Origin of the sequence: Microcoleus sp. S13_B4, assembly GCF_036700885.1 — a bacterium.
Taxonomy (GTDB): domain Bacteria; phylum Cyanobacteriota; class Cyanobacteriia; order Cyanobacteriales; family Microcoleaceae; genus Microcoleus.
This window is the reverse complement of sequence record NZ_JAUBPU010000091.1, coordinates 1-12,018: the sequence shown is the minus strand read 5'-3', so window position 1 is coordinate 12,018 and position 12,018 is coordinate 1. Positions and strand designations below refer to the sequence as shown.

At 46.1% G+C, this 12,018-nt stretch carries 14 protein-coding genes; 7 read left to right on the top strand and 7 right to left on the bottom strand.

Features of this window, described 5'->3' with window-relative positions:
- Positions 1-200 precede the first annotated feature (200 nt).
- Positions 201-785 (bottom strand): zf-TFIIB domain-containing protein, encoded by a 585-nt coding sequence (locus tag QT994_RS26120; protein WP_333097139.1) that lies wholly within the window; start codon positions 783-785, stop codon positions 201-203.
- A gap of 45 nt (positions 786-830) precedes the next feature.
- The gene (gene patD / locus QT994_RS26115; RefSeq protein ID WP_333179770.1) at positions 831-1,229 is read right to left on the bottom strand and encodes a heterocyst frequency control protein PatD; all 399 of its coding nucleotides are present in this window, start codon (positions 1,227-1,229) and stop codon (positions 831-833) included.
- Between the two features lie 462 nt (positions 1,230-1,691).
- Between patD and QT994_RS26110 the strand changes: the two genes are divergently transcribed.
- Both QT994_RS26110 and QT994_RS26105 read left to right on the top strand, forming a co-directional pair.
- Positions 1,692-3,965, top strand: coding sequence for a bifunctional (p)ppGpp synthetase/guanosine-3',5'-bis(diphosphate) 3'-pyrophosphohydrolase (locus QT994_RS26110; RefSeq protein ID WP_333179768.1), 2,274 nt, complete (start codon positions 1,692-1,694; stop codon positions 3,963-3,965).
- Positions 3,966-4,174: 209 nt separating this feature from the next.
- Positions 4,175-4,426, top strand: a complete 252-nt coding sequence (locus QT994_RS26105) for a DUF4926 domain-containing protein (RefSeq protein WP_333049146.1) — start codon at positions 4,175-4,177, stop codon at positions 4,424-4,426.
- A gap of 5 nt (positions 4,427-4,431) precedes the next feature.
- Here the strand turns inward: QT994_RS26105 and QT994_RS26100 are convergent, their stop codons facing one another.
- The gene (locus QT994_RS26100; protein WP_333179766.1) at positions 4,432-5,352 is read right to left on the bottom strand and encodes a glycine betaine ABC transporter substrate-binding protein; all 921 of its coding nucleotides are present in this window, start codon (positions 5,350-5,352) and stop codon (positions 4,432-4,434) included.
- Positions 5,353-5,514: 162 nt separating this feature from the next.
- Here QT994_RS26100 and QT994_RS26095 point away from each other — a divergent pair, with 162 nt between their 5' ends.
- Positions 5,515-6,882, top strand: a complete 1,368-nt coding sequence (locus tag QT994_RS26095; protein ID WP_333179765.1) for an aldehyde dehydrogenase — start codon at positions 5,515-5,517, stop codon at positions 6,880-6,882.
- Between the two features lie 266 nt (positions 6,883-7,148).
- Positions 7,149-7,499 carry a 4a-hydroxytetrahydrobiopterin dehydratase gene (locus QT994_RS26090; protein ID WP_333179763.1) on the top strand — a complete coding sequence of 117 codons (351 nt, stop codon included), beginning with the start codon at positions 7,149-7,151 and terminating at the stop codon, positions 7,497-7,499.
- Positions 7,500-7,525: 26 nt separating this feature from the next.
- On the opposite strand, the gene QT994_RS26085 is transcribed toward QT994_RS26090, so the two are convergent.
- A complete protein-coding gene (locus QT994_RS26085) occupies positions 7,526-8,260 on the bottom strand; it encodes a response regulator transcription factor (RefSeq protein ID WP_333179760.1) in 735 nt (244 codons plus the stop codon).
- Between the two features lie 593 nt (positions 8,261-8,853).
- Between QT994_RS26085 and QT994_RS26080 the strand changes: the two genes are divergently transcribed.
- A complete protein-coding gene (locus QT994_RS26080; protein ID WP_006634037.1) occupies positions 8,854-9,102 on the top strand; it encodes a DUF6761 family protein in 249 nt (82 codons plus the stop codon).
- 307 nt (positions 9,103-9,409) lie between these two features.
- On the opposite strand, the gene grxD is transcribed toward QT994_RS26080, so the two are convergent.
- The 3 genes from grxD to QT994_RS26065 form a co-directional block, all read right to left on the bottom strand.
- Positions 9,410-9,733 (bottom strand): Grx4 family monothiol glutaredoxin, encoded by a 324-nt coding sequence (gene grxD / locus QT994_RS26075; RefSeq protein ID WP_333042762.1) that lies wholly within the window; start codon positions 9,731-9,733, stop codon positions 9,410-9,412.
- 201 nt (positions 9,734-9,934) lie between these two features.
- Positions 9,935-10,195 carry a BolA family transcriptional regulator gene (locus QT994_RS26070; protein WP_333179758.1) on the bottom strand — a complete coding sequence of 87 codons (261 nt, stop codon included), beginning with the start codon at positions 10,193-10,195 and terminating at the stop codon, positions 9,935-9,937.
- Between the two features lie 42 nt (positions 10,196-10,237).
- Positions 10,238-10,861, bottom strand: coding sequence for a hypothetical protein (locus QT994_RS26065; RefSeq protein ID WP_333179755.1), 624 nt, complete (start codon positions 10,859-10,861; stop codon positions 10,238-10,240).
- A 210-nt stretch (positions 10,862-11,071) separates the two neighbouring features.
- Here QT994_RS26065 and QT994_RS26060 point away from each other — a divergent pair, with 210 nt between their 5' ends.
- On the top strand, positions 11,072-11,389 hold the full coding sequence (locus QT994_RS26060; protein ID WP_333179752.1) for a type II toxin-antitoxin system HigB family toxin: 318 nt from the start codon (positions 11,072-11,074) through the stop codon (positions 11,387-11,389).
- A 152-nt stretch (positions 11,390-11,541) separates the two neighbouring features.
- Positions 11,542-11,940: a transcriptional regulator gene (locus QT994_RS26055; protein ID WP_333179749.1), complete on the top strand. Its 399-nt coding sequence runs from the start codon at positions 11,542-11,544 to the stop codon at positions 11,938-11,940.
- The last annotated feature ends 78 nt before the right edge of the window (positions 11,941-12,018 follow it).

The window sequence follows — 12,018 nt, the reverse complement described above, 5'->3', positions numbered from 1 at the left end:
ATTACTACATCATTAACCGACCAACCGCTTACTAACAACAGTCAACCGTCAACCGTTAACAGTCAACCGTCAACAGTTTGTAAATACCAATAGAAATTGCTACAAACAAAGATTTTATTACTACATCATTAACCGACCAACCGCTTACTAACAACAGTCAACCGTCAACCGTTAACAGTCAACCGTCAACAGTCAACTGACTAAATTTCCCTTCGCTTCAGCTCAGCTCTCCGCAGTATGTAAGTAGCGGCACAGTCTGCGTGAGGATGGTCTGCTAAAACTTCCGCGAGTTCCAACACATATCCGGCGATATCCGGCCCCAGCTTCTCAGTCAGCACTTGACGTTCCCGAGAGGCGAGTTCTTGCACGCGGGCCTTAGCTTGCCAATTCGGAGAAAACATCTTGTCAATCTCGGTGTGGAATCCCAGACTTTCGAGAATGTCCCACTCGCCGTTATCGCACCAAATCCCACCGCACAACATACAGCGCTCTATGTAAAAGGGCACTCTGCTGAAAGGAACTTTCGCCCGCGACAGATAGTGACCGTCTTCGGGACACAGGGCTGCTTTGCTGTCGTAGACAGACGGCGTGAATTCTATGCCGAGAGTCCCTGTCGCATCAGGCTTCTCGGATTTGTTGTACCACTGGCTCTGCTCTTTTTGCCAAGCTTCGTATTCTCTGCCTGGAATCCAGATACCGTAACAGTTGGGACACCACTGCACCGACATACGGCCGGCTAAGGTACCACCTTCTAAATTGGGATGTTTACATTTTGGACATTCCACCGCTTTATTTCTCCTTGCCTTATTAATTCCCTGTTAATTCAATTATTAATTCTGTATCTGGGCGGGCCCTGAAGAACCAGAATTTTTTTGCAGCAGCGCGCCACAGTAGCCAATTAGCGTGTTAAGCCGCGCGATCGCCGCAGTTTGCCTCGCCTTTGCTGTCGCTGGCTGGCGCGACGCTTGCAAAAACGTGACATCTGTCCCCAGTAACCGCAGTTGCTTGTGAATTTCCGTCAAATACGACTGCTCTGGGGGTGTTTCTGAGGCGTCTAAGTCATCGCTTTCGGCTCTCATAATTTGGTTTCCGAAAAATTGTTGCACTTTTCTGTATTCGATCGCCAGCGCGGCCCGATCCAGATTATCCTGTGCAGCAGTTCTTTGTAGTTGTTCTAGTGCTTGCTGTAATTCTTGGTAGCACTGGCGACGGTCTTCGGACAATATCATGATTTTGTAAACATATTTGTATTTATAATCAAAGTAGATACTTACTTAAGTTTGCTCATATGGAGGGAAGCCGTGCGTTTTTGGAGCAATTCCCTGTTTTTTGAGAACTTTTTTTGATTTCCTGCCCTGACTCTACCCTTCTGGCTGCTGCTTTTAGTTTAGCGTTGCCAGTAAATGCCGATCCCCCGCAACCTCAACTGCTACCGCCAAAATATGCTTATTTTACCCGATTTTCCCCGATCGACAGACTGCGGCGGCTGCAGTGGTGTCACTATATTTTCCTACCTACGAGGGGGGGCGACTCGGGATTACATAGGTATAGTTTGGGAAAAATCCACTATTTTTTTGAATTGCAAATTGTGGCATTCAATTAGTTTAGTATAGCTAAACACATAATTTCCGCGATTCAACCGGAAACCGGCTTTTAACCATTTGTATTTCTAAGTTTTAAAGGTGTACCCCATGAACGCGAACACTCTGACTCCCTCTCCTTCGATCGATCCTGCTGTAGTTCCCGATTGGCTGCAAGAATGCCTAAATACTCGATCGGAGCCTGATGGGGGCTCTAACCCGAATTGCTCGACGGACGATAGCTTAATTTGTCGGGCCTTTGAATTTGCCCGCGACTTGCACGAAGGACAATACCGCAAATCTGGAGAACCTTACATTTGCCATCCGGTAGCTGTCGCTGGAATACTCCGGTATATGGGCGGCAACAACGTCATGATTGCCGCCGGCTTCCTCCACGACATTGTTGAAGATACAGATATTACTCTCGAAGAAATAGAACAGCGGTTCGGCGCGGAAGTGCGACAGTTGGTTGAAGGTGTCACCAAGCTTTCTAAGTTTAATTTTTCCAGCAAAACAGAGCGCCTCGCTGAAAATTTCCGCCGAATGTTCCTAGCAATGGCTAAAGATATTCGCGTTATTGTCGTCAAACTCGCAGATCGGCTGCACAACATGAGGACTTTGGAGCATTTGTCCGAAGAAAAGCAGCGCAGTATTGCCCTAGAAACCCGAGATATTTTTGCTCCCCTAGCAAACCGTTTGGGTATCGGCCGCTTTAAGTGGGAATTGGAAGATTTAGCCTTTAAATACCTGGAACCCGAAGCTTACCGCGAAATTCAGGAATTGGTGGCCGAGAAGCGAGCCGATCGAGAAACTCAACTCGCAGAAGTCACAGATTGTTTGCGAGAAAGGCTTGACAATTTAGGCATTAAATGCTATGAAGTTAGCGGCCGTCCCAAACATTTGTACGGGATTTATGGGAAGATGCAGCGCCGGCAAAAAGGGTTTAACCAAGTGTACGATATTGCTGCGGTGCGGATCATAGTAGAAAGCAATGATGACTGTTATCGGGCTTTGGCGATCGTCCACGATTCTTTCCGCCCGATTCCCGGCCGCTTTAAAGATTATATCGGTTTACCAAAAGCGAATCGCTATCAATCTTTACACACCGGAGTAATCGGAACCAGCGGCCGCCCCATCGAAGTGCAAATTCGCACCGTAGCAATGCACCACATTGCAGAATACGGCATTGCCGCCCACTGGAAATACAAAGAAACTGGCGGTTCTAACACAACAGTCACCGGCGACGACGAAAAATTTACTTGGCTGCGACAACTCCTAGAATGGCAAAGCGACCTCAAAGACGATCGCGAATATTTACAAAGCATTAAGGACAACTTATTCGACGAAGATATTTACGTTTTTACTCCTAACGGAGACGTGATTGCTCTCAATAGCGGTTCAACTCCCGTAGATTTTGCTTACCGCATTCACACAGAAATTGGCAATCGCTGCACCGGTGCCAGAGTAAACGGGCGAATGGTAACACTAGACAAGGTTTTAAAGAACGGCGATATTGTAGAAATCTTGACCCAAAAAAATGGTCATCCAAGTTCCGACTGGCTGAATTTTGTCAAGACAAACGGAGCGAAAAACAGAATTCGCCAGTGGTTGAAGCGATCGCACCGAGATGAAAATCTTGCTCGCGGGCGGGAATTGCTGGAAAAAGAATTAGGTAAAAACGGCTTAGAATCTTTGCTAAAATCTGAACCCATGCAGTCTGTGGCTCAGCGCTGCAACTACCACAGCGTCGAAGATTTAATCGCCGGCTTGGGGTACGGCGAAGTGACTCTAAATCTCGTAGTAAATCGACTGCGAGATTTAGTAAAATTGCAGCAAAAAATTGAAGCTGCTCCCGCAGGAGGACAGGAATTGCCCCAGCTAATACCTGCATCGACGGCACCGAAACCAGTACCGAGTTCGTCTCCGAGCAAATCGCCGATCGCAGGTGTAGAGGGATTGCTCTACCATTTATCCGGCTGTTGTTGTCCGATTCCTGGGGAAGCAATTATTGGAGTTGTGACTCGCACTCGCGGAATTTCGATTCATCGGCAAGGGTGTTCCAATGTTGAGAGCGTACCGGGCGATCGGTTAGTTCCTGTGAGTTGGAATTCGAGCGATCGCAATGCTAGCCGTCCGAATACTTATGCAGTCAACATTCAAATTGAGGCTCTCGATCGAGTAGGAGTTCTTAACGATGTATTGTCGCATTTAAAGGACAACAAAGTCAACGTCCGCAGCGCTCAAGTAAAAACCTATCCCGGTTTGCCCGCATTAATTGACTTGTGCATGGATATTGAGGATAAGGAACAGTTCGAGCGGACTTGTATGCAAATTAAAAAGATGAGCGATATTTTGAATTTGCGGCGGCTGAGTCAAGTGAGTTAGGAGTGCAGTCTAATATCAAATCCGGTTGCATCGGAATGATATAGAGGACACGGCAATGCCGTGTCCCTACCGAAAATAATATTGTAGGGACACGGCATTGCCGTGTCCTAATTTTGGCTAATAATTCCGATGCTAGCGGAAACGATATAACTGTATTGTAGGGTGCGCGCGCGGCGCACCTTACCATGCGCTAACAAAAGGTTAATCCCATGAAATTTGAATTTTTTTCAGAGGTAGCATTGCGCGAAGACATTCCCAAATACAATCTACAAAAAGGTGCTACAGCAACTATTGTTGAGCATTACCCGATGCCTGAAGGTGAAGAAGACAGTTATAGCTTAGAGGGTTTCAATGTCGAAGCAATTACGGTTGAAGTTGCAGAGTCGCAAATAGAAGCAATAAAAGCTGCTGTTTTGCAACGAAAGAAAAGTAGGCTGACGGGAGAATATACTAAAATTTAAACCGTTTATTTCGCCGGAGTTACGGGCTTTGACTCGCCCAGCTTTTGCTGCAAAAACTCCTGGGCTACTTCTCCAGCTTCCTGCTGTTTCTTATCAACTTGATAGTTGAGTTGACGCATATCTTTTTCAGAGATTTTGCCGCCCAATTCTGCGAGGACTGGACGCAATTCCGGGTATTTTTCCAAAATTTGTGATCGCACAACCGGAACTGCTTCGTAGGGCGGGAAATAGTTCTTGTCATCTTTGAGAACTACTAAACCTAAACTTTGAATCAAACCGTCCGTCGTATTACCAGCAATCACATCTACTTCTTTTTGTTGCAGCGCTTGATAAAGCAATCCTAACAGCAACTCCTTCGGTTCTTCTCGAAACTTAATCCCGTAAGTTTTAGCTAATCCGGGAAATCCATCTTCTCTCTCCTTAAATTCTGGGCCGAAAGCAGCCCGGAGGTTAGGTGCAGCTTTCCCAAGTTGCGAGAGAGTTTGTAAATTGAGTTTTTTGGCATCGTCTCCCCGGACAATAATCGCAAAACTGTTATTAAATCCCAGTGGTTCCGTCCATTCTGCTTTAAACTGTTTGGGATATTCTTGTTTGAGGTAATCGAGGACTTTTTTGGGGTCAGAAATCGGCTTTTGTTTGAGCAGGTTGGCGTAAGCAGTGCCCGTGTATTCGACATACAAGTCGATTTTACCTGTTATTAGAGATTGATGGCAAAGCGAGCCGCCGAGATTCAGTTCTCGTTCTACTTTGATATCTGTTTTAGCTTCGATATGGCGTGCTAAAATTTCTGCGAGGATGACTTGTTCGGTAAAGTCTTTCGAGCAGATGACAACTTGCTTTTGGGGCTTAGAGGTACATCCTGCTACTGCAAGCAAGCAAAGCAGCCAGCAGGAATAGAAAAAAAAATCGTTTTTAGAGATTTTCATGACTTAACTCACATTAAAATCTACACTTAATACCTTATAAGTTATAGCATAAAGCCAATATCCCCGACTTATTGAAGAAGTCGGGAATCTAACACCGATCGCACTTTACCCAAGTTCCGTTTTCCTGTTGTAACATTTATTGATAGACATGGAGGAATAAATATGGTAATCAGAGTCAGCGATATTATCCAGCGGCAGCGGCAATTTTTTGCTACTGGGAAAACTAAGGATGTGGATTTTCGGATCGAACAACTGAAAAACCTCAAAAGTGCGATCGTTTCCAATCAATCACGGATTGTGGATGCTGTCAAGGCTGATTTGAACAGGCCGGAGTACGAGGCTTATTTTGAAATTGCTGCGATCGCAGAAGTTAATTATGCCATCAAAAATGTTAAATCGTGGGCAAAGCCGAAAAAAGTGCCTACTTCGATCGATCAATTCCCAGCATCGGCCCGCATTTACCCAGAACCTTTGGGCGTAGTTTTAATCATCGGGCCTTGGAATTACCCATTTCAGCTAATGATATCACCCTTGGTCGGGGCGATCGCCGCCGGCAATTGCGCCATCCTCAAACCTTCAGAAATCGCCTCGCACACGTCGGCAGTTGTCGCCGACATGATTACCAAAACCTTCGATCCCGCTTATGTAGCAGCCGTCGAAGGAGGAGTCGAAATCAGCCAACAATTATTAGCCGAAAAATTCGACCACATCTTCTTTACAGGCGGCACAAAAATCGGTAAAATAGTCATGGAAGCCGCCGCCAAACACCTGACACCTGTCACATTAGAATTAGGCGGCAAAACTCCTTGCATTGTAGACTCAGATATTCAAGTTGAATACACTGCTAAACGCATTGCGTGGGGCAAATTCATCAATGCCGGTCAAACTTGTATCGCTCCAGATTACCTGTTAGTTGATAAAAAAGTTAAACCCCATTTGATGCAGGCAATTAAAACAGCAATTCACGGATTTTACGGCGACGATCCGCAGAAAAGTCCCGACTATTCTCGAATTATCAATCAGCATCATTTAGGACGTTTGGCAGAGTTTATCAAAGACGGAGAAATTGTCGTCGGCGGTCAAACAAACCCGGAAGATAAATATATTGCACCGACGGTTATCGACAAAGTTTCCTGGGATGCGCCTGTGATGAAGGATGAGATTTTTGGGCCCATTTTGCCAGTTTTGGAGTATGATGATTTCGGGGAGGCGATCGCCCAAATCAACGCCCGTCCCAAACCCCTAGCTTTGTATTTGTTCTCGAAGGATAAAGAGAAACAAGAGCGAGTTTTGCGGGAAACTTCTTCAGGCGGAGTTTGCATAAACGACACCGTTATGCAAGTCGGAGTAACAAGTTTACCTTTTGGCGGAGTGGGCGACAGCGGCATCGGCACCTATCACGGCAAAGCAAGTTTTGACACCTTTTCGCATCAAAAAAGCGTGCTGCAAAAGTCATTTTTACTTGACTTAAAATGGCGCTACGCTCCCTATCTAGGTAAGTTGGATTTGATTAAGAAAATTATCGGTTGAGTGATCGCACTTGCAGGGGCGGGTTCGCCAACGTTTACAATATCAGCAAGATAGCCCAATCAACCCGCCCTTCCTGATATTATCGGTTAAGCGATTCCACGGTGAACGATTATTTCCATAAATTTTAAATGATTGCTCATCTGTTTTTGGAACGATTTCCATCACACTCTCTACGTCACTCCTAAATAACAGTTGCCCCATCCAAAATAATTCACATGAGAAATGTCTATAATATCTTTTAGAATGCGATCACGAACAAGCAATTTATGGAACCTTTAGCAAAAGAACGCTGTGCCGCCTGCCGCCCAAACTCTCCCCGCGTCACAGCTTACGAAATTGTCCAGCTAAAACCTCAAATTCCCGACTGGAATTTCATCGAAAAAAATGGCGTTCCCCAAATAGAACGCACCTACGAATTCCCGGATTTCAAAAGTGCGATCGCCTTTACAAACAGCGTCGGCGAAGCAGCAGAAACCGAAGGACATCACCCCGCACTGTTAACCGAGTGGGGAAAAGTTACCGTTACTTGGTGGACTCACGAGATTTCTGGACTGCACCGGAATGATTTTATTATGGCTGCGAAAACAGATGCGATCGCCAATCAATTCCCAAAATAAAATCAGACTTATAGCCCGATCGTAGTCTAAGAAAGCACCGCCCTGGGCACTGGGGAATGCGGTTGATTGGCATTATTCAACAACTCCAGATTCAGTCGGTAGCCGACATTCCGTACAGTTTGAATCAGGCTCGGCTGTCGCGGGTCGATTTCGATTTTTTTACGCAGAGAGAGTACGTGAGTGTCGATCGTCCGGGGGTTATCAATCGCATCGGGCCACGCCCTCCGCAGCAAATCCGAGCGCGACAGCGGCACTCCTCCAGCTTGAGCTAGCACGTACAGCAGGCTAAATTCCTGGGGAGTCAGCTCAATATGTTCCTCATACAACCTGACTCGGCGCTGCACCAAATCAATTTTCAGCAGCCCGCACTCCAGCGTCGCCGGCGGTACCATCGTGCGGTTGCGGCGCATCAGAGCTTCCACCCTCGCCATAAACTCTTGCATCCCAAAGGGTTTAGTCAGGTAATCGTCTGCCCCCGCCTTCAAACCTTCAACAATATCCGATTCCGAATTCCGCGCTGACAGCATTAAAATCAGCGACTGCTGCTGCTGTTGCAGCCAGTTGCAAAATTCCAAACCGTCCCCATCCGGCAATTGGGCATCCAGAATGACTAGGGTTGGCTGGCGGCTGAAAAATATTTCCCTAGCGTGACTGATATCCGCTGACTGGTGCACCCAGTGACCGACTTGCTGTAGATGCCAGCCCAAGAGCGATCGCAGGTGCGGATTCCCTTCAACAATTGAAATACTTGCAGATTCCACAGAGGCGAGCTTCCCATATCACTAATTGCTACAAGGTTAACAGAGCTTTTGTCAAGCTTTTGTAACCATCGCTACTCAAGCATGAGCTGGATTTAAAGCAGCGGACATACCTCGGCTAGGAATTTTAAATATTGGGTTAATTTGGCAGGGTCAGCCTGCAGAAAGGTTAAATCATTCTGGCGATGAGCTTACAATGAAAATAAGACAGTGTAAAGCCGATCGACCCCATGCCCCAACCGCCTGCCCAAAGCGATCCCCCCGACCCAGCCCCCACTCCCAGGAGGTTGACAAATCGCGCAAGTGAAACTAGAATTCCTCCAACCGTTCGCTCGGTAGCCGGAACACTCAGACACTTTAACCGCAAAATTCAGCAACATCCCGACTCCATTAAACGCACAGCGAATTATCTAGGTGCGCGCAAAAAGTCGAGCAACTGCATTGCAACGAGTGAAATTTTTTATGGAGGGTAGCCTGTTGAGCAGGGTAAAAACTTTTATTTAGAAATAGCCTCAAGCTGAGCCACTCAGCATCAATCGAGGCCGTTCCTAAATCCCGCCGTCATTATACACCACAAAGGATTTCAATCTCACACTATGCTACAAGACACCCAAACAATCCGGCACTACCAAAAACTCACCGACGCCCTCGTCGAAATGTGGAATAGAGGTTATCGCTTCGATGACCTGCGGCTTTACTTAGACGGCTATTTAGCAGCCCTGCGGCATTCCAACGGTCTGGAACCCTATTTGATTCACAGACTAGAGGAAGAAGCAGCGCGTTACATTCACGACCCCTCCAATTTTGCAATGCCACAGACACAAACTGAAGCAGACTACTATTAAATAGCAAATTCGGTTTGATAAACCCTTGATGATTTGGGAATTGGGAATTGGGAATTGGGAATTGGGAATTGGGCATTGGGAATTGGGAATTGTAACGGGTTCCTTGGCTCTGCCTGGGAACCGATGTCCAGAGGCTCGGCCTCGCTTTCGGAGCCTAAAAATTGGATGCCGAGCCGACCGCATTGCCTTCCCCGGCTCTGGCTGGACACAAGTAATTAAGTAAATTAACTTAATTCAACGTAAAACCCGATTGCTGTTATATCCCCGACTTCTTTAAGAGGTCGGGGATATGTTTGTTCTGTCTAATTTAAGAAGCCAAAGCCACTTCTACAACTTCTTGCAATTCGCCCTTTTGATACATCTCGATCATAATATCCGAGCCGCCAATAAACTCGCCGTTGATATAAACTTGGGGAATTGTCGGCCAGTTGGAATACTCTTTAACGCCTTGACGAATTTCCTGGTCGGCCAAAACATCAACAGTTTCGTAAGGCACTCCCAAAGTATTGAGAATTTGCACCACAGTATTAGAAAAACCGCACTGGGGCATTAACTTATTGCCCTTCATAAACACCATGATTTTGTTTTGCTTAACCAACTCGTCAATTCTTTCATGTGCTGCTGTAGTCATGGTAGATCCTAATATTGTTTGAAAATTTTTCAACGTTGACTGACGCAGAAACCGCGTTTTTTACGAAAATCTTTCGTTACAGCCATAGATTCCGGTAAAAAAACCGGGTTTTTGTGGTTTTTGTGCGTAAGCGGAGCAGTTGTCTCTCAAGCAACTATTGACACCAGCACAAACTTGTGATATCCACTTGCAACTCAACAATTAAGCAACTTGACTTTTGGCTTCCCATTCTGCGGGAGTTAAGGTTTCCAAGCCCAAAGCGTGGATGGCTTCATTAGCCATTGCCTGTTTGAGAGCGCCGTAGACCAGTTGGTGCTGCTGTACTCGGCTTTTTCCTTCAAAGGCGGCAGAGACTACTCTCGCCTGGTAGTGGTCGCCCCCACCGGTCAAATCGTCAACTTGTATTTTAGCGTCGGGCAAGCCTGCCTTAATCATTTCTGCTACTTGAGACGGTGTAACCATTGGTTTCTCTGATAAACGGCTGTAATTTAGGTTTTAGTGGAACTATTTTTTCGATGAACTCGGTTGAGCGCTGGCAGGCCGGGGAAAGGGCGAATCCACAAAACCCAATTCCAGTAACTGCTGGTAAGCTTTCTTGCCCAAGTCGCGAGTTGGCTGCTGCGATCGAATAATCTGAATTAACAGGGGAACAGCCAGTTCCGGTTTATTTTGTGCCCGGTGTACCAACGCCAGCCGGTAGGTAGCTTCGTCGCGCATTTGGGCTGTTTCTACAGCTTTGGTGCGGTGGCTTTCTGCCAAGCGGATGTCAATTCCGGCAAAACTGCTCCCCAGTTGTTGGTAGAAGTTCGACAGTTGATTGAAAATTTGGCGAGATTCTTGCAGCTTTTGAGTAGCGAGTGCGTAATTCTGATTGGAAATAGCACTGCTGGCTTCTGTCATCAAACGCTGGCCTCCTTGGACGCTCAGCAGGCTGCTGTCTTGCGTCATAGGGCGGAGATTGTTGGGGTCTGTGGGGTCGTCCGCCGGTTCGACTTGCCGTTGGTTCTCTGGCCCAGAGGGTTGTTGTGCTTGGACTTGGATCGGTTGCAACAGGGTAAAAGCTGCGATCGCCCCGATCGTAATCCGGGCAGTGGAGCGAAGCCAGCAAACAGTTCCAGAGTATACCATGAAATTACTTTGCGCCTCAGCGCTTTAATAAAATATTTAGCTTGAGCCGATCTTACCATTGGCGATCGCAACCGGCTAAGTGTAAACCAAATTTGTTGAAATGTCAAAGGGTTCGCGATCGCGCAAAAGGCTCTTGAGGAAAAATTCAAGTACAGACTTGACGGGCAGTTCTCAAAATGAGAATATGGAATGGTAGTTGAGAAACGATCTATGAGACTGATTTCTAAGAAAAATCTTCTGAGTGCGATCGAACCCTACCCGGATGCCCAGAGTGCGATCGAATCCTGGTACCAGCTAATCCAAGACAACGATTGGCAATCCCTAGAAGATGTGCGAAACGGATATTCGCGATCGGTCGATCAAGTCGGTGGATATACCATCTTTAATATTAAAGGCAATCAGTATCGATTAATTGTACAAGTTAAATACAAAAGCAAAATTATATATTTTAAGCAGTTCTTAACTCATGCCGACTATAGCAAAATTAACTGGGATAATGAAGATGAAGTCAAAATAAAAATCAGTTAAATTCTACCTAAGCATATCGGGAATCAATACAGATTAGCCGAGAAATTTAACAAACCAAAAACATTCACACCCATCGTCAAAAGCATGAGATCGAGAAACAAACCCCCACCTTCTACTTTAGAACTATGTCTAATTAAACAAGGGAATGAACCATGAATATAACAATTGAGAAAACAGCTTACGGTCAACTGCTGGCGAAATCGCAGCCTAAGCTCATCCTGAACGAAGAAGATTACGATATTGCCCTCGCAGAAGTAGAATCTCTGATGTCTCAGGAAGAATTAACATTAGAAGAAGAAACTTTACTAAGCCTCTGGGCTCTGTTGATCGAAGAATACGAAGCCAAGTATTACCCAATCCCAGAAGCGACTCCCCAGGATGTTCTATTGCATCTCATGGAAGTTCGCGAACTCAAACAAGCCGATTTAGTGGGCGTGATTGGTTCTAAAGGAGTAGTCTCTGAGGTGGTTAATGGGAAACGGGCGATTAGCAAGGCGCAAGCTAAGGCGCTGGGAGAATTTTTTAATGTTAATCCTAGCGTGTTTATTTGACGAGTAATCCAAGAAATAAATGATCCAAAATGCTGGGATACTGGAGAAATAATCAGCGTGCCATCTGTTCTATGTTTC

Bases quoted from the DNA above. Each gene is read 5' to 3' on its own strand.
- QT994_RS26055 (WP_333179749.1), top strand. From the start codon at position 11,542: ATGAATATAACAATTGAGAAAACAGCTTACGGTCAACTGCTGGCGAAA.
- QT994_RS26110 (WP_333179768.1), top strand. From the start codon at position 1,692: ATGAACGCGAACACTCTGACTCCCTCTCCTTCGATCGATCCTGCTGTA.
- QT994_RS26070 (WP_333179758.1), bottom strand. From the start codon at position 10,195: ATGGTTACACCGTCTCAAGTAGCAGAAATGATTAAGGCAGGCTTGCCC.
- QT994_RS26090 (WP_333179763.1), top strand. From the start codon at position 7,149: ATGGAACCTTTAGCAAAAGAACGCTGTGCCGCCTGCCGCCCAAACTCT.
- QT994_RS26095 (WP_333179765.1), top strand. From the start codon at position 5,515: ATGGTAATCAGAGTCAGCGATATTATCCAGCGGCAGCGGCAATTTTTT.
- grxD (WP_333042762.1), bottom strand. From the start codon at position 9,733: ATGACTACAGCAGCACATGAAAGAATTGACGAGTTGGTTAAGCAAAAC.
- QT994_RS26065 (WP_333179755.1), bottom strand. From the start codon at position 10,861: ATGGTATACTCTGGAACTGTTTGCTGGCTTCGCTCCACTGCCCGGATT.
- QT994_RS26080 (WP_006634037.1), top strand. From the start codon at position 8,854: ATGCTACAAGACACCCAAACAATCCGGCACTACCAAAAACTCACCGAC.
- QT994_RS26060 (WP_333179752.1), top strand. From the start codon at position 11,072: ATGAGACTGATTTCTAAGAAAAATCTTCTGAGTGCGATCGAACCCTAC.
- QT994_RS26105 (WP_333049146.1), top strand. From the start codon at position 4,175: ATGAAATTTGAATTTTTTTCAGAGGTAGCATTGCGCGAAGACATTCCC.
- QT994_RS26100 (WP_333179766.1), bottom strand. From the start codon at position 5,352: ATGAAAATCTCTAAAAACGATTTTTTTTTCTATTCCTGCTGGCTGCTT.
- patD (WP_333179770.1), bottom strand. From the start codon at position 1,229: ATGATATTGTCCGAAGACCGTCGCCAGTGCTACCAAGAATTACAGCAA.